At 41.8% G+C, this 22037-nt stretch carries 21 protein-coding genes; 7 read left to right on the top strand and 14 right to left on the bottom strand.

Annotated features, from left to right (window positions below; translation table 11 throughout):
* The first annotated feature begins 22 nt into the window (after positions 1-22).
* Both IGI96_RS11965 and IGI96_RS11960 read left to right on the top strand, forming a co-directional pair.
* Entirely contained in the window at positions 23-832 is an 810-nt protein-coding gene (locus tag IGI96_RS11965; protein ID WP_008377267.1) for a MurR/RpiR family transcriptional regulator, read from the top strand.
* 245 nt (positions 833-1077) lie between these two features.
* The gene (locus IGI96_RS11960; RefSeq protein WP_010747631.1) at positions 1078-1662 is read left to right on the top strand and encodes a polymer-forming cytoskeletal protein; all 585 of its coding nucleotides are present in this window, start codon (positions 1078-1080) and stop codon (positions 1660-1662) included.
* Between the two features lie 194 nt (positions 1663-1856).
* Here IGI96_RS11960 and IGI96_RS11955 read toward each other — a convergent pair whose 3' ends face one another.
* The 4 genes from IGI96_RS11955 to IGI96_RS11940 all read right to left on the bottom strand — a co-directional run bounded on the left by IGI96_RS11955 (position 1857) and on the right by IGI96_RS11940 (position 6425).
* On the bottom strand, positions 1857-3521 hold the full coding sequence (locus IGI96_RS11955; protein WP_016610573.1) for a peptide ABC transporter substrate-binding protein: 1665 nt from the start codon (positions 3519-3521) through the stop codon (positions 1857-1859).
* 228 nt (positions 3522-3749) lie between these two features.
* The gene (locus tag IGI96_RS11950) at positions 3750-4697 is read right to left on the bottom strand and encodes a hypothetical protein (RefSeq protein WP_086338608.1); all 948 of its coding nucleotides are present in this window, start codon (positions 4695-4697) and stop codon (positions 3750-3752) included.
* Positions 4698-4805: 108 nt separating this feature from the next.
* Positions 4806-5645, bottom strand: a complete 840-nt coding sequence (locus IGI96_RS11945; protein WP_176323982.1) for a Cof-type HAD-IIB family hydrolase — start codon at positions 5643-5645, stop codon at positions 4806-4808.
* 156 nt (positions 5646-5801) lie between these two features.
* A complete protein-coding gene (locus tag IGI96_RS11940) occupies positions 5802-6425 on the bottom strand; it encodes a GNAT family N-acetyltransferase (RefSeq protein WP_086338610.1) in 624 nt (207 codons plus the stop codon).
* Positions 6426-6498: 73 nt separating this feature from the next.
* Here IGI96_RS11940 and IGI96_RS11935 point away from each other — a divergent pair, with 73 nt between their 5' ends.
* The gene (locus IGI96_RS11935) at positions 6499-7287 is read left to right on the top strand and encodes a MerR family transcriptional regulator (RefSeq protein ID WP_086338611.1); all 789 of its coding nucleotides are present in this window, start codon (positions 6499-6501) and stop codon (positions 7285-7287) included.
* Positions 7288-7373: 86 nt separating this feature from the next.
* On the opposite strand, the gene IGI96_RS11930 is transcribed toward IGI96_RS11935, so the two are convergent.
* The gene (locus IGI96_RS11930) at positions 7374-9146 is read right to left on the bottom strand and encodes an oleate hydratase (protein WP_010747625.1); all 1773 of its coding nucleotides are present in this window, start codon (positions 9144-9146) and stop codon (positions 7374-7376) included.
* Positions 9147-9389: 243 nt separating this feature from the next.
* On the bottom strand, positions 9390-11030 hold the full coding sequence (locus IGI96_RS11925; RefSeq protein WP_086338612.1) for an SH3 domain-containing protein: 1641 nt from the start codon (positions 11028-11030) through the stop codon (positions 9390-9392).
* Between the two features lie 612 nt (positions 11031-11642).
* Between IGI96_RS11925 and IGI96_RS11920 the strand changes: the two genes are divergently transcribed.
* Positions 11643-11783, top strand: a complete 141-nt coding sequence (locus tag IGI96_RS11920; RefSeq protein WP_005237363.1) for a hypothetical protein — start codon at positions 11643-11645, stop codon at positions 11781-11783.
* A 74-nt stretch (positions 11784-11857) separates the two neighbouring features.
* On the opposite strand, the gene IGI96_RS11915 is transcribed toward IGI96_RS11920, so the two are convergent.
* Positions 11858-12736 carry a DMT family transporter gene (locus IGI96_RS11915; RefSeq protein ID WP_086338613.1) on the bottom strand — a complete coding sequence of 293 codons (879 nt, stop codon included), beginning with the start codon at positions 12734-12736 and terminating at the stop codon, positions 11858-11860.
* Positions 12737-12850: 114 nt separating this feature from the next.
* Between IGI96_RS11915 and IGI96_RS11910 the strand changes: the two genes are divergently transcribed.
* Positions 12851-13690: an AraC family transcriptional regulator gene (locus IGI96_RS11910; RefSeq protein WP_270287914.1), complete on the top strand. Its 840-nt coding sequence runs from the start codon at positions 12851-12853 to the stop codon at positions 13688-13690.
* Positions 13691-13945: 255 nt separating this feature from the next.
* Here IGI96_RS11910 and IGI96_RS11905 read toward each other — a convergent pair whose 3' ends face one another.
* The 4 genes from IGI96_RS11905 to IGI96_RS11890 all read right to left on the bottom strand — a co-directional run bounded on the left by IGI96_RS11905 (position 13946) and on the right by IGI96_RS11890 (position 17632).
* A complete protein-coding gene (locus IGI96_RS11905; RefSeq protein WP_005225310.1) occupies positions 13946-14404 on the bottom strand; it encodes a GNAT family N-acetyltransferase in 459 nt (152 codons plus the stop codon).
* A 72-nt stretch (positions 14405-14476) separates the two neighbouring features.
* Positions 14477-14776: a MazG-like family protein gene (locus tag IGI96_RS11900; RefSeq protein WP_086338615.1), complete on the bottom strand. Its 300-nt coding sequence runs from the start codon at positions 14774-14776 to the stop codon at positions 14477-14479.
* 151 nt (positions 14777-14927) lie between these two features.
* The gene (locus IGI96_RS11895) at positions 14928-16241 is read right to left on the bottom strand and encodes a PTS sugar transporter subunit IIC (RefSeq protein WP_086338616.1); all 1314 of its coding nucleotides are present in this window, start codon (positions 16239-16241) and stop codon (positions 14928-14930) included.
* An 11-nt stretch (positions 16242-16252) separates the two neighbouring features.
* Positions 16253-17632 carry a glycoside hydrolase family 1 protein gene (locus IGI96_RS11890; RefSeq protein WP_086338617.1) on the bottom strand — a complete coding sequence of 460 codons (1380 nt, stop codon included), beginning with the start codon at positions 17630-17632 and terminating at the stop codon, positions 16253-16255.
* 199 nt (positions 17633-17831) lie between these two features.
* Between IGI96_RS11890 and IGI96_RS11885 the strand changes: the two genes are divergently transcribed.
* Positions 17832-18530 (top strand): GntR family transcriptional regulator, encoded by a 699-nt coding sequence (locus IGI96_RS11885; RefSeq protein ID WP_034858220.1) that lies wholly within the window; start codon positions 17832-17834, stop codon positions 18528-18530.
* A gap of 64 nt (positions 18531-18594) precedes the next feature.
* On the opposite strand, the gene IGI96_RS11880 is transcribed toward IGI96_RS11885, so the two are convergent.
* From IGI96_RS11880 to IGI96_RS11870, 3 genes are all read right to left on the bottom strand, one after another.
* A complete protein-coding gene (locus IGI96_RS11880) occupies positions 18595-19914 on the bottom strand; it encodes a glycosyltransferase family 2 protein (protein ID WP_086338618.1) in 1320 nt (439 codons plus the stop codon).
* The gene (locus tag IGI96_RS11875) at positions 19914-20420 is read right to left on the bottom strand and encodes a hypothetical protein (RefSeq protein WP_034858218.1); all 507 of its coding nucleotides are present in this window, start codon (positions 20418-20420) and stop codon (positions 19914-19916) included. Before IGI96_RS11875 ends, IGI96_RS11880 begins: the two co-directional genes overlap by 1 nt.
* A 98-nt stretch (positions 20421-20518) precedes the next feature.
* Positions 20519-21265 carry a YcjF family protein gene (locus tag IGI96_RS11870; RefSeq protein ID WP_016610552.1) on the bottom strand — a complete coding sequence of 249 codons (747 nt, stop codon included), beginning with the start codon at positions 21263-21265 and terminating at the stop codon, positions 20519-20521.
* 399 nt (positions 21266-21664) lie between these two features.
* On the opposite strand from IGI96_RS11870, the gene IGI96_RS11865 reads away from it, so the two are divergent.
* A complete protein-coding gene (locus tag IGI96_RS11865; RefSeq protein WP_016610551.1) occupies positions 21665-21862 on the top strand; it encodes a hypothetical protein in 198 nt (65 codons plus the stop codon).
* Positions 21863-22037: the final 175 nt, after the last annotated feature.

Genomic DNA, 22037 nt, shown 5'->3' with positions numbered 1-22037 from the left:
TGCTTACAAGAAAGGAAAGAAAATGGGCCTCTTAATCATTCGTTTATTGAATCTTTTAAATAATGCACCCACTGATTCCACCAACTACTATATCGGTTTGACCATGATCAACTATTACGATCAGATCCAAACTCTAAGTATTGGTGAATTCGCCGCTCTTTGCCATGTGTCAAAGTCAACCGTTTCAAAATTCGCCCGTACCTTAGGCTTTGATGACTATGGTGATTTAAAAGACAACGCAGCTTTCATCGAGAACCGCTTCAACAATCCGCTAAATTATCGCTCGAATATTTTGTCTGCTTTGGAGCAAGAAGGCGTAGACTCCTATTTTGACGCAGTGATACAAGACATCGATTATCTGCGGCATCATCTTGATCTGCCAGCCATCGAACGGGTCGCACAAGCAATTGTTTCGCATAAAAATGTCTTTGCTTTTGGAATATTATTCTCAGAATCGGCTGCTATTGATTTCCAGATCAAACTAGCTTACAACGGCAAGTTCATTCGGACCTTCCAAGACGATCTCGTACAGGAAGAAATCATCAAATCTGCCGATGAAGAATCGCTTTTTATTATTTTTACCAATTCCGGTGACTACCTGACCAAGCAACAAATTCGAAATGGAACGCCTCGAAAAGATTTCTTTGATCGAACCAAAGCCAAAGTCATTGTGATCACCGCCAACCCACAGATCTCGGAACTTCCTTTTGTCCAAGAAGCAATCATCTTCCCTCATCAAACCCATTTCCAAACCCATGCCTTTATGTATCAGTTCATCATGGATTTGATCGTATCGAAGTTCAAGCAGTTGACGGATCGAAAGCGCATGTAGTAATGACCCTCCATTATAGAAGAAGGGCATTTCTTCCATAATGGAGGGTTCTTTGTGAATAAGATGTCTCATTCATTCGTAAGCGTCACTCATTTATTCCTAGTTTCTTTGAAATTTTTTTAATCCTAGGCTGCTATTTATTAAATTTCTCCTCATTTATGTTTTTTGTTTCACAAACTTCACCTCGGTATGGTATAATCATTTTGTTTTTAAGAAAACTATGGGAATACAAAGGAGAAGGAAACATGAAAAAAACTAAAATCACTTTAATCGCTGCATCATTGCTTATGGGAGGCACTCTTTTAGCTGCATGTAGTTCAGATAACGATACAGCTGCAAGCTCATCATCATCAACAGCAGCTTCAACTGCTGCATCAACTGAATCATCAGATGACGTTGTTTCAACTGCTTCTATCAGTGACCAAACTTCAGTGATCGAAAAAGCATTGAGCGCAGATGGTAACTGGATCGTTGCTGTAACTGGCGACATGACATTTGATAACGATGTAACCGTTGATGGCGAATTCCACGACAAAGGTGACGACTCTGCTGATATCTACCGTAAATTTGCATTGTACTCACAAGATGAAGACCGCAACGTAACAGCTGAATACACAGTAACTGTTCCTAAATTGATCGTTAACTCAGAAAACTTCAACATCGTTCACGGTGTAATCAAAGGTGACGTTGAAGTGAATGCTAACGGCTTTGTATTGAACGGTGCAAAAGTTGAAGGTAACGTAACATTCACTTCAAAAGAATTCCAAGATTCAGCAACACTTGACGAAGATGGCGCTTCTGTAACAGGTGACGTAACAGTTAGCGAATAATCTTTCACTGGATTTCTGTGAAATAGATGAACAAAAAACGAGGTTGGCAAGTCGATCGTTGATCCCTTGCCAACTTTTTTTGTTTTTTTATAAACAATTGCATCCGCTCTCATTACTAACATTGTGTAAGTAAGAACAAAGCCCAAGAAAAAAAACTGGCTTGCTTACGCAAAACCAGTTTCTTCTTTAGGCGCTTATTCTTCAATAACTGCCCACTTGTAGTCATATTGCGCACCAGCACCGTGTGATACGACCCCTTTTACTTTTGGTGCACGTAAATGAGCTTCAACGTTTTGGTACACAGGGATGACCCCTTGTTGATCCATAATGATTTTCTCTGCATCTAACAAATCTTGCCAGCGAGCATCTGGATTGCCAGCATTTGTCGTGGCAGACGATTTCACTGCTGCATCGTACTCCTCACTTGTCCAACGACCGCGGTTGTAGGAATTGTCGGTAACAAACAAATCAGTAAAGCTGCTAGCATCCGCATAGTCAGCTCCCCAACCACCCATGACGACATCAAAGTCACCTGAGTTTGAACGATCTAAACGAACGGAGAAAGGAACAGGACTTAGGCTAACTTTCACCCCATCCAGCGTGTCTTGAATCGCACTTTGAATATACTCAATGGCCTTTTTGGTTGAATCTGTATCAGAAGCCAAAATTTCAAAGCTCAAGGAATCGATTCCTAACGCCTCTTTGGCTTTTTCCCAATGTTCTTTGGCCTTTTCTTGATCGTATTCAATGACACTTTCCGCTTCATCGACAAAATCAGTATTATCAGTTGGGTTAAAGGTCATTCCTTTTGGTATCAATCCTGTGGAAGCCAATGAACCGTCCCCTAAAATCGATGTCACTAATGCATCACGATCGATGGCATAAGAGATTGCTTTACGCAGATCCTCATTGCGGAATGGCGAATCTTCTTCGCGCTGATTCAACTCGATATAGGAAGTACGGGCTAATGGTTCTGACACAAACGCTTCATCATTGGCCATTTGCTGTGCCAATTCTCCTGTTAAGATGACGTCGTCTGCTTGCCCATCTTGGAATAGATTCAAGGAGGTCGATGATTCTTTTACGACACTAACATTGATGGTATCAAGTTTCACCGTCTCTTTGTCCCAATATTGGTCGTTCTTTTCATATGACCATTCTGTATCGGTTCCTGGCCCATCAAAGCCAGCCAACACAAAGGGTCCATTGTAAACGGCATTGTCGCTCGTTGAAGCATATTGATCGCCGTTGTCTTCTACGACTGCTTGGCTTTGTGGGAAGAAGGATGGAAATGCCAATAAGTATTGGAAGTATGGCGTAGGTGTCGTCAGCGTGATTTCTAATTCATAGTCACTGACTGCTTTGATCCCTAATTCTGAGGCATCTTTTTCACCTGCTGTTATCGCTTCGGCATTGGTTACGGGCGCAAATAAGTACGCATACTCAGAACCTGTTTCCGCACTTACGGTGCGTTGCCAACCAAACACATAATCCGCTGCCGTTACTGGTTCTCCATTTGACCATTTGGCATCTTCTCGTAGTTTCAATTTATAGGTCAGACCATCTTCACTGACTTCCGCTAATTCGGCGGCACCTGCAGGTTCGGGCTTACTATCAGCATCTAAGCGGTACAACCCTTCATACACATTATTTAAAGCACTGAAACTGATCGTATCGGTGGCTAAGGATAGATCGGCACTCGGCATTTCTTGTTGAACCACAACATTAAAAATTTGTTCGGCAGCTGCTGTCCCACTACCACTTGAACTTTCACCTGTACTTGATGTCCCTCCTGTTGAGCAACCTGCTAATACGATTCCACAAACAGCGACGACACCATATCCCCATTTTTTCTTCATCTTACCTACCCCTTATGAAAATCCAAAATTTTCAGAATTATTACAAAACTCTGAATGTAAATAAGATTTTAATAAATATTAATTATAAAAGCAAGCTATTTTTCTCATTTTATTATTATTTATTTTTTATGTTAACACTGCATGTTATTATTTATGACACAAAAACAAAAAACACAAAGCGAAAAAGATCTCACTTTGTGTTTTTTTATCTTTGGATAGAAACGTGGATTACTCCATTTTATAGCTTTGACGCGTCACTTTCCCCTCTCGTACCGTAGCGATAATAGTTGGCACAGCCCCAATCGCCGTAAAGAGATAGACCAGACCTAAGTTCCCGTAATATTGACTCGCTTCCAAATATCCTTCACGAATCAAATCAGGTAAAATACGGAAGGCATAGAAGACATCAACGTCCGTGTAATAATTCGCTACACTGATCGACCAGTCGATACGATTCCCGACATAGACCATGATGATCATGACGATAATACTACTAATAATACCTTTTGTGCTGAGTTTTCCACCTAATAATTCATACCCTTTGATGGCACAGATCGCCATCGCGATCCCAGACAATGCAGCAACATACCCCAGTTGTCCTAATAAAATAATTGCGCCGGCACCAATCAGTGAGCCAAGAAACGCACCCACGGTTCCAGCTAACCAATTTTCTTTTTTCTGCCCTTTTTCCCGTTCTTGCGCAAGGACTGCTTCTTGTTGTTTCTTAAAGCAAGCTTCACAGGCAATGACAGGAGCGCCGCCAATAGCATACAGCGAAACCGGCTCAGTGACCGCGCCGCAGAAGGTACAAGCATTTTTGAAGCCTTTCGTCTTCAAAAAATTCGTCAACTGGTCCAACGCAGTACGTAACTTGTCCACGGTTTTCCCTGCAGTCATCGCTCCGCGTAAAGTATAGGCAACTTGATATCCTTGGATCACACAGTCGATGATCTCTTTTGACTCACTTAAAACTTCTTTGACTTCTTCTTGGTTGGGAAGTTCGCCATCTTTGCTAAGTGAAAAATGAGCCACTAGAGAATAACTATTGTTATTCTCTTGAACTAAAAAAAGTTTATAACTATGATACGTTCCATAAATCACCCCAGTGGAAGTATCAACGGAGAGCCCCAACGGCTCGGCAAATTTGGTCAATGTCTTCTCGATCTTCTTATTCATTTTTCTCCTTCTTTCCAACAAACACTTACCTTTTTAGGTATAGCTAAAAGTTTAAGGAGAGTAGAAATGAAAGTCAATCAATTTGTTCAAAAAACCTAGTTTTTTTATCTATTCTGTGACAAATCGCCGCAACGCATCAGCAACCCCATGGTCTGTATTGCTAGTCGTCACAAAATCAGCTTTTGCTTTGACCAATTCGGGCGCATTCTCCATCGCAACACCAATACCAGCTGAAGCAATCATTGGCAGGTCGTTAAAATTATCGCCAATCGCTAAGGTTTGCGCCAGCGGCACTTGAAAATAGGCCGCCAATTCATTTAGCGCCTTATCTTTTCCCACAGCTTGATGAGTGACTTCCAAATAATTCTCTTTGGATAAGTAAAAGGCGCTTTCTAAAAATCCAGCGTTCTGGCAGGCAGCATGAAGCGCTTGGATTTCTGCCGTTGTGCCGATCAAAAGAAACTTATGAACCTCAAAAGCTTCTTGTGCCAACAGTTGTTCTAATGAAGTTTCTACAGGAGTCTCTTTGGTGATCGCCGCTTCTGCTCGTGCCCATTGGTCCACTCTTTCGCAATACCACTGATCACCAGAGTAGACATTGATGGAAACACCAGGAAAATCAGCTTTGATGCGCGCAACCAAAGTATTTGCTTCTGCTTTTTTGACCTCATGACTGAAAATCGGTACCAGTGTGCCCTTTTGATCGTACCCTCCAATCAGGGCACCGTTGTAACAAGCCAAGGGCCAGTCTTCTATCCCTAATTCTTGAGCTATCGGTAGCATTCCTTTCGGGGAGCGAGCGGAAGCCAAAACAAAAGGAATCGCTTGCTGCTTCAATCGTTTGATTTCTTCAATCAAATCCAGATCGATTTGATGCTTATGATCCAAGATCGTCCCATCAATATCACTTAAAATAAACCCTATCTGCTTTTTTTCCAAATAAACCATCCTTTCCCATTCCCCATCCTTTTTACGAAAGCGGATTGAGCCATCGCTTTCGACCAAAATAAGCGCCGTTTCCATAAAACGAAAACAGCTTCCTTGACCTTCTTTGCTTCCAGTTTACCATACTAGCCAATGAAAAAAGAGTGCATCGCTGCACTCTTAGGAAGTATAGATATAAAACTCGATTTCCTTCTTCATCGGTTTTTTGATCCAGCGTTTCACAGCAGCTGCCCGCTTCAAGCCCATATGCTCATCAAAACCGAAATTACAGGTGGTATCGGTATAAAGGAAAAACGGAGCCGTTTTTTTCTGCTGGACCATCGCTAAAAAGGAAGTAAAGAGCTGCTTGCCTACACCCAATCCTTGTGTTTTGGGACTAACGGCAAACAAACCAACTTCGGTCTGAAAAGGAATTTGTAAGTCTTTCAACATCGCTTGATTTAACTCAGCCACCTCCTTGGCATAATGCAGCAGCGTGTTTCTCCCTTCTTTCGTAAGCAGTAAGCAGCCAGCATGCCAAATCGTTTTCCCCCAATAGCGCGCTGGATGAAGCTTCTTCCCTCTCTTACTGTCTGCTAATAAGATACCGACAGCTTCACCATTTAAAAGAGCCACCCGCGAATAGGTCGCACGGGCAAGTTCATAACACAAAAAGACATGAGCAAAGTGCTTGGCGGTCTTCTTGTCAAATTGCTTGTCGTAGTTCCAGCTATCAATAATTACTTGCACAAGCGCAGGCAGATCTTCTCGTTTAAATGGTCGATACGTTACTTTTTTATTCATTCTATCTTCCTCCCAGTAGTTGACTATCCTTAGTATAAAGTTTACAGTAACTGTAAGGTCAAGGAGGAGTTTCATGAAAACCAAATTAAAAGTATCGGAAATGGCACGCTTCGCGCGGATCAATCCTCGGACACTCCACTATTATGACGAGATTGGGCTATTTCAACCAAACAGTAAAGACGAGAACGGGTATCGGTATTATTCCCTTGATCAACTTTTGGATCTCGGATTGATCCTGTCATTGAAAGAATTATCGATGCCCTTAAAAGAGATCCAAACAGCGCTGCAGGGGGATGCCGAGACCATGAGAAACTTATTGGAAGCCAAGCGGCAAACCATCGATGAAAAAATTCAGCAGTTGACCAACATCAAAAAAATCATCGAACGAAAAGCTGCGGACTTGCGCCTGGCTGCAGAAAAAACTTCCCCCTTCACCTTGAAGGAACAGCCAGAGGAATATTTCTCCCTTAGTCCTAGATTAAACGGCAGCTCCATCCCAGAGATGATCACCCAAGCCTACGACCTTTTGATGGCACAGCCTTATCTTTTTTCGAATAACGAGTACGGTTTTATGATTCGGACGAACAAAGACGATACGCAAGACATCGACTACGTTTACGTGCGTCAAGAAGAGCCGCAAAGGACTTCCTTCGTGAAACCAGCAGGATGCTATTTAACCGCCATTTATCAGGGGGATGACGAAGGATTGAAGCAGGTCTATCAAAAACTCAAGCAGCTGATTGCGACGCACCAATGGCAAGTCGATGACTACTTCTATGAACGATCGATCCACGAAACGACCCTTAGCAACGAGCGAGCTTATTTGACAGAGATCCAAGTTCGGATTTTATCTGAGGAATAATGATTCGTTCAAACTGCGCTAAAAAGTAAATAAAAAACGCAACGACAACGAGCAGCTTCTTTCGCCTCGTTGTCGTTGCGTTTTATTTAAATCAAATGGTTTTCTTTCAACAGATCGCCAATGTAGGTATGTTCGGTTTTCTTAACGAAGCCTTCCAAGAGTTTCCGTTCGATAAACGGCAGCTCCATTTCCGTAATTTTTTTCTTATCGGTCAGATAATAGACAGCTTTGGCCAAAGTACGTAGATCATAAGCGGAAGCAAACACTTCTGGTACCCCACGTTCCACATCTAATAGCTGATAAACAGCCTCCATTGCAGTCCGAACGGAATATTCTGTTGTAAAAACAGTGTCTCGTTCAGTCTCTGCGAAATTACCGATAAAAGCTAAGTTTTTGGAGCCATTTGGAATAACCAATGGCCGATCCCCTGGTTCACGCAGCATGAAGTAAGAAGTGATAAACGGCATGTAGACTGGAACTGCCACACTTGATTCTTTTGAAATGCGTTGGATTTCTGCTTCCGGCACGCCTAAATGGTAAAGCAGTTCTTGCACGATTTCTTGTCCAGAACATTGTTCAATTGGTTTTTTGATGTAGTTTCCTGGTGTATTTGACAACAAGCCATACACCCATGTGATCGTTTGTTGGTCTTTTTGTTCTTTAAAGTGCGGTTGGCGATGGGTCGCAAAGCTCATCATCCAATTGGAATCTTTGATGGTGATGATCCCGCCAGTGACGATTCTGCCTGTTCGTAACTTGCGATGGGTCAATTTTTCTAAATAAGGTTCCACATCAAAATTCTGCCAAGTCACGGTTGCCGAAACAAACCAGCTTTCTTCAGGCAAGTTTTCATAAAAGACTTCTGGATGACCAAACTCAGGCGATTGCGCCGCCAAGTTTTTCCATAAACGCCAGCTGCCACCAGGTGCTTTTGAGATAGGCGCTGGAGTATAATGGTCCCCTTGCGTGGAACTTTCAGTGATCGATCCGTTGGTAACAAAGACCAAGTCATCTTCTGATAAAGGAATTTCTTCGATTGCCCCCGCTTTTTCTAGCACAAGTTTTTGAGCAACTTTTTCCTCGCCCACGATCCGAACATCAATATTGCTGACGGTGCATTCATATTGGAAGTCAACTCCTTGTTCTTCCAAATAAGCAAGTAGTGGTTTGACCAATGACTCATATTGGTTGTAACGGGTAAATTTTAACGCAGTAAAATCAGGCAAGCCATCGATATGGTGCACAAAACGCAACACATAGCGGCGCATTTCAATCGCCGAATGCCATTTTTCAAAGGCGAACATCGTACACCAGTATAGCCAAAAATTGGATTCAAAGAATTCATCGCCAAAAACATCTTCGATTTTTTTCCCGATCAATTGATCTTCTGAAGTCATAAATAATTGGGTTAATTCTTTTTGTGCTGTAGCAGACAAGGTAAATTCTCCATCATCTGCTGCTCGTTGGCCGCGATTGTGAATGATCCGACAGTTAGACGAATTTGGATCATCGTGGTCCAACCAGTAAAACTCATCTAACACCGAAGCATCTTCCACCTCCAAAGATGGAATCGAGCGAAATAGATCCCACAGACACTCAAAATGATTTTCCATTTCTCGACCGCCGCGGGTCACAAATCCATCATGGGGAATGAATTTTCCGTCCAATGAACCGCCTGATAAAGAAAGTTCTTCAAGGACGTGGATTTTCTCACCCGCCATATGGCCGTCACGGATCAAGAAGACTGCCGCAGCAAGTCCTGCTAATCCCCCACCAACAATATAGGCTTCTTTCTTTTCGACATCTTTCGGTTTTCTGCTTCTTGCAAAAGCTTCGTAATTTCCGTTCGTATATCTCATGTAGATCCCTCCTAATATTGGTACGTATTTATGGTATCAGTAACTATTTTTTTTGACAAAAATTTGTACTAGTAAAAACAAGTGATTTTGACAAATCGGCCTTTTTGTCAAAAAAACAGGGCAAAGCCCACCTTTTAAAAAGATCTGCGCCCAACCCAAAAAGCGCCCATAAGAAAACTGATGGCAGCTTTCTTATGGGCGTTTCTAACAAAGGACAAACCCTTTGCCTATTCAATGAAACATTTATTTCACTCGTAGAGCGAAGCTAGCAGTCGAAAAGCCTGATTGTGCTTCAGTGACTGTATAACCCGTGCTTGGCGCATGGATATAGCTTGTATTACTGGTAGCGATCGCTACGTGGTAGGTATTCCCTTTTTGACCCCAGAACAGCAAGTCGCCAGCTTGTGCTTGCGAGACAGGAATGATCGTCCCTGCGCTTTCTTGTGGGACTGTCCAATCACCGATGTTTTTGCCCGTCACTTTTAAGAAGACGTAGCGTGTAAACCCGGAACAGTCGAAGACATCTGGTCCTTTGCCTCCCCATTGATAAGGAGTGCCGATATGTTTTCTAGCTTCTGCAACGATCGCTGCTCCGTTCACGCTCATCGGAACATTGGTATTGCCTGCGTTGTTATTGTTGCCAGGAGTCGTTGCACTGACTTCCTTCACATACGCTGCAGATACCCAGCCACCCGTTGATAACTTATACCAAGTGGCATTGCCATTGACTGACGTTCCTTGTTTTTGAGCGACTGCTTTGAAGGTCGCATTGCTGCCCAAACTGCTGACTACACTTGCAGAAGTCGATGCATTTGAGCGGACATTCATACCAGTGGTTGTTTGGAACGTTTTATTGATGGCTTGCTCACTCGCATTGCTTGAGCCATTTGATGAACCAGTGTTGCTTGAACCTGTGTTTGAATTATTGTTATTACTTGTATTTCCAGAACTAGACGTGACGTCACGCACATATGCCGCTGTGATCCAACCACCAGTCGATACTTTGTACCAAACATTGGTGCCGCCAACGGATGTGCCATTTTTCTGGGCAACGACCTTCACCGTCGTGCTGTTGCTTAGGCTACCAACGACACTCCCGCTTGTTGAGGCACTCGAACGGACATTCAATGCCGCTGTTGTTTTCACGTTCTTGTTGATAGCCGTTTCTGCAGAAACACTTGTGTTGCCGCCAGAAGAACTATTTCCTGTCGAACTGCTGGAAACATCTTTGACATAGGCCGCCGTGATCCAACCGCCTGTGGACAATTTGTACCAAGTGGTCGTGCCATTCACCGACGTTCCACTCTTTTGTGCAACGACTTTCACCGTCGCATTGCTGCTTAGTCCACGTACGACACTAGAACTAGTCGTTGCATTTGAACGGACGTTCAATGCAGTGGTCGTTTTCACTGATTTCGAAATTGCTTTTTCCGATGAAGACGACGAATTGGACGAGCCTGTATTGGCAGAAGAAGAGCCTGAAGTGCTTTTCACATAAGCCCCTGAGATCCAGCCGCCTGTTGATAGCTTATACCATGTTGTATTGCCATTCACTGAGGTACCGTTCTTTTGAGCCACCGCAGTGATTGTTGTATTTGCTCCTACACCACTTACGATAGAGGCACTTGTTGAAGCATTTGAACGAACATTCAGTGAAGCTGTTGTTTTAAATTGTCGATTGATCGCCGTTTCAGCTGACGATCTGGCAAGAGTAGCAGTTGTGTTGGTTGATGACGAAGCGTTTGTCGTTTCGGTCGCATGAGCAAGAGACGTAAAGACACCTGAAGTCGATGCTAACGCTGCTGTGATACCCAATCCTTTTTGTACGAAAAGGGACCGTTTTTGTTTCACTAAACGCTTACGTTTGATTTTCCGAGATTCCAATAAAACACCCCCTGTACCCCATTTTAACAAAAATTAATATTTTTTGATATTGTTTTCGTTTTGTATTTTTTTACTTTACGTTTAATAAAACGTGTCATTTATTTTCCTGCGTTATTCTTTTTGATCACTTTCTCTTTGGTGTTGCTCAATGGCACTCTATTTACAAAGATTTCTATAAACTACAGAAAAACGCTATTTCATTCAACGTTATTTTAATTCGCGAATAAAAACAGGATTTTTTTTGCAAACAAACCCACTTTTTGAAAAACAAGACTGTTATTTGAATAACATTTCTTTCCTGATTCCCTTTTTCAAAAATCGATACTAAAACCACCCATTTATCATTCCTTTTTTACACGAGGGATTCTGTGAAAAAATTGTTTCAAAAAGAACGCTGCTTTCACCTGTGTGATCGACGCTTAGATGAAATCCTGTTACATCGCTTCCAACCGGATGCGAATTTCTTAATAGAGAAGTCCCTCATCTCTGCCAAAAGAAATATTTTCACAATGTATTTTACAAGAAAGATTATAACATCAAGGAGAAAATCAAGGATTTGCATAAGTTTGTGAAATTATGCTATACTTAAAAAAAAGGAAGAGGTGACCGAGTATGAAAACAAAGACGAAAGAAAAAGTGTATGCTGAACGACAACATAACTATAAAACGAAAAAAGAAGAGATTTTCAAAAAAGCCCTAGATTCCGTACCGACCACAGACAAGAAAAAAGAAGAACAGAAAAAGAAAGCGTAGACTCCTGCGTTTTCTTTTTCTGTTGATTTATAAAAAAAACGAGACTTCACCGATTTTGGCGAATCTCGTCTTTTTCACAATTTTTTTTGTAAACACATGATGCTCCCTATGACTGCCATAAATCCTAGTATCTCCACCATTGTGAAGTGATCATGAAAAACAATGATCGATAAGAAAGCAGCCAGCAATGGCTCAACTGCTGTTAAAACTGTTGCAAGTGTTGAGGATAAATAGCGTAAACTTGTTAAAAAAATCAAGTACGCTAGTGCTGTTCCAAATAAAATGACCACCAGCAAATAAAGAATTACTTGAACGTTCAGTTGACTACCTATCTGCCACATTGGATGAACCACATTCCCCAAGCCTCCACCAATCAACATCCCCCAGCCGACAATTGGTAAACTCCCATATTTTTGCAAGAGTTTACGCGGCTGTATAGAATAAAAAGCTAGTGATATCGCTGATGCTAACCCCCAGCCTAGTGCAGATTGGGAAGTCGCTAATTGCTCAATCTGTCCTTTTGATGCCACAGCCGTCACACCAAGTAAGGTTACCAATAACCAGAAACATGTCTTTAACGAGGGGAGCTGCCTTTTGGCTATCGCGGCATAGAGTAAAACAAAGAAAGGTCCTGTATATTGAATAATCGTTGCAAACGAAGCATTGCTTTGCTCAATCGTTTTAAAGTAGGTAAATTGAACGAGAAACATGCCTAAGAAAGAAAACAAGAGCAGCTGAATGAAGTCCTTTTTCTCCCGAAATGGGGAAATCAATCGAGCGCGATCCTTTAACCCAATGCTTAGCAACAAACACCCTGAAAGAACCAATCTTGTTGAAACGAGCCAATTTGCTGAAATACTATATTTCGTAAATAAAATTTGTCCAGCGATGCCAGAAACTGCCCACAAAGCTGCTGCTGAACAAGCATAAACAATCCCAACTGTTTTTTTCATAAAAACACCTTTTGTCTTTCACTTTACTTTGTTAGTATTATACCGAATCAGATAGTGAACTTTTGTCAATATCCTGATTGTTTTTAACACTATTCTGTAAAAAGGTGGTGCGGTATGTACTTTGAACGCACAGAAGAAAACGAAGAAACGACCAAACATACAACTACAAATCGCTCCTTCGCAATTTATCAACGTTGCTTGCAACAAAAGCGTGGCGACCAATTGCCTCTGCATTGGCACGACGAGCTGCAAATTGTATGGGTCGAAGAAGGTAGCTTCGTGTATACGATAGACGACGAGCAAATTTTGCTAAGCAAGAATGAGGCGATCATTATTAATAGCCGTGTACTCCATGGTGCTGTTTTAGCTTCAGAAAACATCCGATATTGCTGCTTTGATTTTTCTTCAGGCTTTATTGCTGACCCTGTTTTTAAAGAAGCGATCGAACAATTAGTCCACGATCGCACCCGCAGCTATCGGCGCTTAACCTTAACCGCCCAACATCAAGCATTTGTTCAAACCGTGCGTCTGCCTCTGCTTATTGAACAACGATTTACTCTCTATGAATTGTTTTTAGCTGCCCTTTCACAGCTAATGGCTGCAAGACCTGCTTCACCAAAGAAAGAAACTATCTACTTAATGCTGGCATTTGTCCATGAGCATTATCAAGAACCATTAACGGTTCCTGCGATCGCTAAAGCTGCTGCCATCAATACACGTACTTGTACCGCCCTTTTTCGGCAATACACGACATTGACCCCAATCAACTATCTGATTGATTATCGATTGTCTCAAGCCAAAAACCTATTGATCGAAACGGATGAGCCGATCTCAACCATCTGCTACCACGTTGGCTTCAATCACTTGAGCTACTTTAGCAAAAGATTTCAGCGTAAATTTGGTTTAACGCCGCTACAGTATCGCAAAACCTATCGCGAAGATGATAGAAATTAGCTGATCGGTACCAACAGAGCCTCTCATCTAGATAAATATTGCTATATTCTATAAGCGTTTCAGTACTTTTTTCACTTTTACGCTCATTGGTCCATAAGAATCTCTTTGAAATCCTTTTCTAAAAACCACACACCCAATATTTAGTAGGCGAAAACATGTTCCTACAACATATTGTGGATAAACCTGTTGAAACTGTGCATAACTAAAAAGCCTGCGATTTTTTCGCAGACTTTTTTATTTATTGACAAGCTATTATTATTCTAGAGATAAATAATAGCTCACATTATCTGGTAGCGGTTTAAAGCCATTCTTTTTATAAAAATCCGCTGCTGGCATACTTTCTTCGGTATCTAACAGGATCGTTGGAATCTCTTTCTTGAGCAGATCCTCTTTGATCCTTTCTAAAAAAGTGGAACCAAGGCCTTTTCCTTGATGCGTGCCAGTAATTAAAAAGGTATCGATCACATACTCTTTTCCTTGATACCAGGGCTTGATAAAGCCTAATGAAAGACCAATCAATTCATTCGATGCTCGGTCTGTTAGTCGATAACCAATAAAAGTATTCATTGCCATCATTGATGATACATAGTCGGTGATTTGTGGCACTGTCAATTGGTCATTCCATGGTTCTGCTGAAAATACGGCAATATAGTGGTCCACGACTTCTGCTAAATCTGCCGTGGTTAATTCACGCATGCTTACGTTCTTTTCCATCCTATCTCCTGCTTCCATTTCTATTTCGGTAAGGGCCTATACTCGAGGAATCTACTAGTTTTTGTGCGTGTATCAATTATCGATTCGTTTGGCATAGCCATTGCCATAACTCGTATAACGACGCTCTTGGTTGACGGCCATTTTTTTATGAATCTCTGCTTCAAGATCGATGGAAAGGATTTCCGCTAACCCAAGAAGATAAATCGCCACATCCGCCAATTCTTCTCCTACCTCTTGTTGCTTCCGATACGCGTCAAAGGCTTCCCCTACTTCACCATATAAAGCCAAAAACTCTTTTTCAATATTTGTGACATTGAATTGGTGATCGATTTTGTTTTGATAAATCGCTTTTTGCATTTCTGAAAGTTTCATAGTCGCTCCTTTTGGGATAGTATACCATTTAATTAAAGTTCAAAATAGAAACTTAGTAAAAAATCACCTCAAAAAATAGTGACCCCCAAAACGTTAGAATTTTGTTCTAACTTTTGTAGGTCACTCTAGTATAGGATTCATCCTGTTTTGTTTATTCTGCCCGCTCCAATTCAGCAGATTTGATTGCAACCCGTTGAGCGATTTTTAGAAATGGAAAATAGATTGCTACACAGACGACGATGATGATCACTTGAACCAAAACAACTTTGAAATCCCCTTTTGATGCCAACAATGCACTAAGAATTGGTGGTGTCGTCCAAGGAACCATCACAGAAAGTGGCTCAATGAATCCTACTGCGGTAGCAAAGTAGCCAATCAACGTCGCAACAATTGGACTTGCAACGAAGGGAATGATCATTGGTAAATTGAAGACGATCGGTAAACCAAAGATGATTGGCTCGTTGATATTAAAAATACCCGGAGCTAGGGATAGATTGACGACATCTCGAAAAGGTTGGTAATTGCGGACGAATAAGAGCACTGCAATGATCAAGCTGATCGTAAACCCAGTCCCGCCTAGTTGTGCGAAAACCGTCACGAATGCTGAATTTAAGATATTGGGTGGCGTAGCGCCTTCTTGCACGGCTTGCATGTTTTCATTCATATTGACTAACAGCAATGGATCTAACAAGGTGCCATTGATGACGGTTTGGTGAATGCCTAAAGTAAACAGAAAATTTCCCGTTGAATAGATGATCAAGAACCCAAAAATCGATGTGTTCAATAAACGCAGTGGTTCTTGGATCACTGTTGAAATGATTTGAATCAGGTCGGTATCAAAGGCTGCTAGCACGGTCGCAACTACGGCAAAGAAGGAAATCACCAAAATAGCAGGGATCAACGTGCTGAAGGATTTGCTGACGGCAGGAGGAACTTGATCCCCTAAATTGATTTTTAGGTGCTTGTTTTCTGACAGTCGAATAAATAATTCCGTGGCAACTAACCCACAAATGATTCCAGAAAACATCCCTTTGGTCCCGACATCGTTAAATAGCATCACACCACTGATGGTCACTTCTGCTTGAGCGCCTTCTGGCAACACGGCATGAGCCATCGCCAACATGACCACTAAGCAAGTCGTTGCCACAAAGGTTGCATTGATGGCGCTCGGATTGTTTTTGTTGCGGCAAAGAAAATAAGCGATCATCGGGGCGATCAGCAGACCGGCGATATTCAATGTTCCATTGGTGATGGAATTGCCAAACACTTGCATTCGCGCCAAGGCAGCCCCTTCTAAAAACCATGGAAAGAAGACATTATTAAACAACACAGCGATCCCTGCGATAATAAAGGCAGGCATTAAGGTCGCAAACGCATCACGAAGACTTTTGAGATGAACCTGATTGCCGAGACGGACCGAAAACTCTGTAAATTTATCTAAAAACGTGCGCTTTTCTGCTGCCATTTTTGTTCCTCCTATTCTGTATATGGGTTTGCATAGATCGTACTACCATTTGTTTTGATCACTTCTTTGAACCATTCATACGATTTTTTCGGCACACGTTTCATATCTCGCAACTCATGGTTGCCACGATTGACATACACGAGCCCGTATCGTTTCTCCATATCACCTTGCGAGCTCAAAATGTCGATTAGCCCCCAACCAAGATACCCAAGACAGACCACTCCATCTTCCACCATCGCTTCAAACATCGCTCGAATATGCTCTTGATGGTAGGCAATACGGTAATCATCTTGAATCGGTTCTTTGCCATTCCAATGCTCTCTGACACCAATCCCGTTTTCAATCGGAAACACTGGCAACCGGTACCGCTGATAGACTTTATTTAAGACATCACGGAAGCCGAGTGGATCAATTTGCCAATTCCATTCCGTCGTTTCAATATACGGATTGTCTTGTTTTCCAAAAGTCATGTACCGATTTGGCGGCGTTCCTTCAGGAATTTTTTCAGCGTTCAAGGTAGAAGAAGCATAATAGCTAAAGGCAATGTAATCATTTTTCTGCGCTGCGATCGCTTCTAATTCCCCAGGTAAAATATTCATATTGAGTTGATGATTTTTCACGTATCGGTCTTGTGCTGCCGAATACTTGCCGTGCGCATAGCAATCTAATAAAGTAAAGTTCGCAAATTCATCAAACTCTCTTGCTGCTTTGATGTCTTGTGGACGACAAGTCGCTGGATACGCCTCAGAATACGCCAGCATGCCGCCGATCTTCGCATTTGTTGTTTCATGAAGATAATTACAGATTTCTGCATGGCAAACCATGACATTGTGGAAAATCTGATACAATTCTTCTGTCGTTTCTTCCCCTTCTAAATAACCGCTGATCTTAAAACCATGGTCTTGGTGGAAAAGATTTTGTTCGTTAAAGGTTAACCAATAATGGACTTTATCCGCAAAACGATCCACCATTTCTTTTCCGAAACGAATGAATGCGTCCTTCACTTCTTTGCTGATGAACCCGTTATAGGTTTTCGCCAGATGCAGAGGCATATCAAAATGGTACAAACAAATCATAGGCTCGATCCCTCGAGCTAACAGATCATCAATAAAACGATCGTAATAGGCGATCCCTTCTTCATTAAAGGCACCATCTCCATCGTGAACGACCCTTGACCAAGAAATTTGGAAACGATACATGTTCATCCCCAAATCTTGCATATAATCAAAATCTTCTGTATACGCATGATAGTTATCATTTGCTACATGCCAATCGCTAGCCTGTTCCGAAGCTTCCCGTATATCATAAACGGATAAGCTTTTACCGCCTTCATTCCAACCACCTTCTGTCTGCATACTGCTGACACTGTTTCCCCAGTAAAATTTTTTCATATTGATTCCTCCATCGTTTGTATTCGCTTACAAAACCTATTATAATTAGGCGAAACAGGCATGTAAATTTTTCAAAAACACATGTAAAGCTTTTTCTATACATGTGAATTTCAGCGGATTCTTTAGTGATATACCTTGTTTTTATCCCCTTCAAACAAAACTCAAGTCCATGAATTTCTTTACATAAGGAGTGATGACTATGACAAAATACAAAGAGATCGTTGATCAGTTGCGGACAGATATTTATGAAGGAGTTTTTCCAGCTTTATCAAAACTACCGGAACAAACGGCGTTAGCCAAACGATTTCAAACCTCGCGAATGACGATCCAAAAAGCGCTAAATCAATTGAAGCAAGAAGGCCTGATTTCTACCAAAAGAGGTCATGGCACCTATGTCAATTCAGCGACCTACCAAGGACAGATCAATGAGTATATCGGTTTAGTCAACCGATATGGCGGACGGCATAAAGTGCAAAGTAAAATCATTAGTTTCAATGTACGTTTTCCAGAAGCCAACGAAATGGATTACTTGTCTTTGCGAGAAAACGAACCTGTTTATGATATCGTACGACTGCGCTATGTTGATAACGAACCCTTTGAATTGGAGTACACGATCATGCCCATCAAAACCATTCCCGATATTGATATGGCGATCCTTGAACACTCGATCTATCGATATATCACTGATTCCTTACATCTCAAAATAGGTCCCGCCATACGTAAAATCCGTGCCGACAAAGCAGATTCCTATGATATCAAATATTTAGAAGTCGATCCCAATGATCCGATCTTAGAATTAGAACAAGTTGCTCGTCTCTCCGACGGACGGCCCTTCGAATTTTCGCAAACTCGTTATCCATACCAAAATCGTGAGATTTACTATCTTTCTGAACCTTAATGGCAAAAAAACAAGTCTGAAGAAAACTCAGACTTGTTTTTATTGTCCAGGGAAGGTGAATTCGTTAAGATTCTTCGGTTTTTTTCGCCGTTCGCTCAGGGCTGACCCAAACACCGCTGCCGTAGCCAAGGATGGTCTTGACGGCTGGAATAAAGGTAGTGACGATCGTTATGGCATTGATCATCCAGTAAAACAGCATGTAAAAAGGGGCAAAACGGAAATACTTCAGCTTGCTGCGGTTATCATCCGCCAAGAGGCTGGTAAATAGCTGCATGACCCCCGCAATCATCTCGAAACAAACGAAGAGAAAGGCCATCGTAAACATATGATAGATCCGTTCGTAATTCCCAGTTGCACCATAATAGATCAGATAGAAGACAAACAAGGCAGATGAAAGCCAGAAAAAGAATGACCAAATGATACTTAATGTTTGATCGACAAACATAGCGGTTCGACCAATGTTTTCAAAAGGATGCAAAAAGACCTTTTTAAAGTTGGTCAGCCATACTTCTGTACCGCCCTTCGCCCAGCGTTTCCGTTGTCGGTAGAGCATCTTGAGTGTTTCTGGCACCTCCATGAAAAACATCACTCGTGAAGCAAATAAAGACAGCCAACCTCGGAATTGGTGGTCCCAGGCAATACTGATATCTTCTGTTGCTCGATTTTGTCGAAACAGACCCACGTCCATCAAGGCCGCGCGGCGATACATCGTATTGGCACCGCTATAGGCATAGATGACGCCGAAAACGGCTTGCTGTGTCCGTTTGATAATTCCTACGATACTTGAAAACTCAACAGTTTGTGATTTTCCTACGATCGTTGTGCGGTTTTGAACGTCCATATTCGCCGTAATGGCAGAGATATTGATGGAGTCTTGGCGGATGAAATAATTGACATATTTCCATAACGCATCAGGTTCAGGAACCGTATCTGCATCGTTGCTCAAGATCAATTCCCCTTTGGCAAACCCTACCCCAATATTAAAGGCATGGGCTTTTCCTTGGTTTTTTTCGATGCGCAACACTCTTAGATTTGGGTACTGTTCCATCAATCGGCCTAATATCACAGGAGTTTGATCCGTTGAACCATCATCAGTCACCAACACCTCATAATTGCTGTAGTTCAGATTGTTCATTAAATAATGAATCGTGTCTTCAATAACGATTTCTTCATTGTGAGCTGGTACCATAATCGTGATCATCGGCTCGATCTCTTCGGGGATCGGTATCCACTCTAATTGTCGATAACGGAACAAAAAACGATTGCAGATCACCCCGATGAACCAAGCAAAGCCGCCCAAAATGGGATACGTGAACAGAATCATTAAAACGACTGTTAAAAATGTATCCAACCACGGGAACCCAGTATCAAAATTGACAACCATCAGCCCACCCCATTTCTACGGAAAAGTTCTTGGATCTCTCTTTCTCCGATGTTTTGCTCCGGTGCAACCGCGTAGTATTTTGCCCCGTGGCGTTCTTCTTTCGTCCCGAAGCGTTCTTCGTAAAATGCTTCTAGCAACTCTTTGCGTTTTTCCAAGGCAGCTTCATCATGCATCGATTGCTTTTGCAGCAATCGTTTGAAGCGGCGGTTGTTCCTCAAAGTTAATAAAGCAAACGTAAGAATTAAAATCAAAAAAGAAATGCCTAAAAATAACGCCAAAAAATCAAAAGTCACTGCTTCTTCCAGATATGTTCGAAAGGCAATCCGATCCGCCAGATTCGGCAGCGTCAACGGAATGGCCAGCCAGACAAAGGGAACCAAGACCATCAGCCAAGCAAGAATCGTCAAAATCGTTTGGCGGGTCTTTAAAGCGGAACGACCTTTTTGAAAATACGCATCGGTGACCAACCGTTCTTTGACTTCTTCCCGTGTCACTCGTTGTTTCATTTTACTCACTCCTTTAAAATAACTATTTATTTGCTGTGAAGAAAAAGAAGCAACAAAAGCAAGTCCTCTGGACCTGTTTCGTTCTTCTTCTGTTTGTCTCACTTGGATTTCTTGCCAACTTTCAACGCATTGAACAGCGTGTGAAATTGGCCTTTAAAGGACATCACTTGCTCAAACACATCTTCCCCATCATTCAGCATCTTGACAGTCACCCAGCCTAATGCCTCGGTGATACCACTAGCCACACTGGCATTGATTGCAGCTCCAGCAACGGTGCCGACTGCTGGGACAAATTTCAAGATATTGCCAACGGCACTGCGACCAAAACTCACAACGACTAGCTCTTTCGAAATACTTTTCGCTAACCCTTCACGCCATGTTCGCCCAAAAATACGATACAAACGGGCCATCATTGTCATCTGAACTGGCACAAGTAACACTGCATCTGAAAAGGGAATCGGTGAACAGCCGATGATCGCCGCCGTCAAAGAAGCCGCATGGATCGTGCGGTGGGCTTTTTTCCGCGTTTCATCATCTACGCCAACCAAAAACTCCTCAAACACCTGATCAAATTGATCCTTGCTTTTCGCTAACACTTTTTCCGCCTGGGCTTTTGATCCGTCATAGCCTTTCATCACCAGGGAAGCCGATTTTTTCGGCATTCGCTTCATGACATCCGCAAAAAAAGAAGTAAACTCCGCTTCTTCTTGCAGCTCTTCTCTCGTTTGACTTTGCTCGACTTGAACGGACTGTTCCGTTAATAATTCATTTTCGTTTTGCTTCTTTTTGCGTTTTATCCATGGTTTTTTCAAAGAAATGTCTCCTTCTTTCGACTCGTTGTTCATTTAAAAATCAAAGTGAGCCATGATTTTGTTCCTCTTTCTATTTTAGCTCAGGTTTTTCAAGATAGCGAAAATGTAGCTTGAGAGAGCTTACACTTGCTGAAAAATGCAAATTTGCATCTTTAGATTATTTATTTATATTATCGTTTTTTTATGCTATGATACACAAAAGGAGTGGATCGAATGAAAAAGAAATTGAATTGGAAAGTCCTTTTTTATCTAGGCTTATTGACTTACTTTCTTTTAAGCGGGATCTTCGCATTCTTTGGAGTCGAAATACCGTTTCTTTATAAACGTTGATCTTCACATTTTCTCAGAACCATATCATTCAACTCTTTGCTCTATGTTGAGAGAATCCATCATTCTATCGTCCATTCAATCTAATCAGAAAAGGTGATTTTCTTGTCCATTTTATTTGATCTATTGCAGCTGCTTGCCGTTATCTGTATCGCGTATTTATTGTTCACAAAAAACCATTTCCTCAAACAATTAACTGCTGTTCAGAAAATGGTCTTTGTCGTTTTATGTATTTCGGTGATACTGCCGGCTCTCTACGAATTTATTACTGGTTTTGCGCAGGGATTTTGGGAACGGTTGTAATTGACGTTCCTTACAAAACTCGCTGCCTTTACAAGACAAATAGATAGCTTATATCTACCAATCCTTTCTCCTTTTATTCAAGCAATGAACCAATTCTTTGGTGCTTAGAATACTAAGAAGAAAGGTTTTTTGTCTTTTTCTGTGTTGAAGTATTTTTAGATCGCACAAAAAAAGA

Source organism: Enterococcus sp. DIV0421 (assembly GCF_051713745.1).
Classification (GTDB): Bacteria; Bacillota; Bacilli; order Lactobacillales; family Enterococcaceae; genus Enterococcus_D; species Enterococcus_D casseliflavus.
This window is presented reverse-complemented; position numbering and strand designations above follow the sequence as displayed.

Excerpts from the sequence above, each read along its gene's own strand:
- IGI96_RS11915 (WP_086338613.1), bottom strand. The coding sequence starts at position 12,736 with ATGAAAAAAACAGTTGGGATTGTTTATGCTTGTTCAGCAGCAGCTTTG.
- IGI96_RS11875 (WP_034858218.1), bottom strand. The coding sequence starts at position 20,420 with ATGAAACAACGAGTGACACGGGAAGAAGTCAAAGAACGGTTGGTCACC.
- IGI96_RS11910 (WP_270287914.1), top strand. The coding sequence starts at position 12,851 with ATGTACTTTGAACGCACAGAAGAAAACGAAGAAACGACCAAACATACA.
- IGI96_RS11890 (WP_086338617.1), bottom strand. The coding sequence starts at position 17,632 with ATGAAAAAATTTTACTGGGGAAACAGTGTCAGCAGTATGCAGACAGAA.
- IGI96_RS11920 (WP_005237363.1), top strand. The coding sequence starts at position 11,643 with ATGAAAACAAAGACGAAAGAAAAAGTGTATGCTGAACGACAACATAAC.
- IGI96_RS11880 (WP_086338618.1), bottom strand. The coding sequence starts at position 19,914 with ATGGTTGTCAATTTTGATACTGGGTTCCCGTGGTTGGATACATTTTTA.
- IGI96_RS11870 (WP_016610552.1), bottom strand. The coding sequence starts at position 21,265 with ATGAACAACGAGTCGAAAGAAGGAGACATTTCTTTGAAAAAACCATGG.
- IGI96_RS11945 (WP_176323982.1), bottom strand. The coding sequence starts at position 5,645 with ATGGTTTATTTGGAAAAAAAGCAGATAGGGTTTATTTTAAGTGATATT.
- IGI96_RS11950 (WP_086338608.1), bottom strand. The coding sequence starts at position 4,697 with ATGAATAAGAAGATCGAGAAGACATTGACCAAATTTGCCGAGCCGTTG.
- IGI96_RS11885 (WP_034858220.1), top strand. The coding sequence starts at position 17,832 with ATGACAAAATACAAAGAGATCGTTGATCAGTTGCGGACAGATATTTAT.
- IGI96_RS11900 (WP_086338615.1), bottom strand. The coding sequence starts at position 14,776 with ATGAAACTTTCAGAAATGCAAAAAGCGATTTATCAAAACAAAATCGAT.
- IGI96_RS11935 (WP_086338611.1), top strand. The coding sequence starts at position 6,499 with ATGAAAACCAAATTAAAAGTATCGGAAATGGCACGCTTCGCGCGGATC.
- IGI96_RS11965 (WP_008377267.1), top strand. The coding sequence starts at position 23 with ATGGGCCTCTTAATCATTCGTTTATTGAATCTTTTAAATAATGCACCC.
- IGI96_RS11955 (WP_016610573.1), bottom strand. The coding sequence starts at position 3,521 with ATGAAGAAAAAATGGGGATATGGTGTCGTCGCTGTTTGTGGAATCGTA.
- IGI96_RS11960 (WP_010747631.1), top strand. The coding sequence starts at position 1,078 with ATGAAAAAAACTAAAATCACTTTAATCGCTGCATCATTGCTTATGGGA.
- IGI96_RS11895 (WP_086338616.1), bottom strand. The coding sequence starts at position 16,241 with ATGGCAGCAGAAAAGCGCACGTTTTTAGATAAATTTACAGAGTTTTCG.
- IGI96_RS11930 (WP_010747625.1), bottom strand. The coding sequence starts at position 9,146 with ATGAGATATACGAACGGAAATTACGAAGCTTTTGCAAGAAGCAGAAAA.
- IGI96_RS11940 (WP_086338610.1), bottom strand. The coding sequence starts at position 6,425 with ATGAATAAAAAAGTAACGTATCGACCATTTAAACGAGAAGATCTGCCT.
- IGI96_RS11905 (WP_005225310.1), bottom strand. The coding sequence starts at position 14,404 with ATGGAAAAGAACGTAAGCATGCGTGAATTAACCACGGCAGATTTAGCA.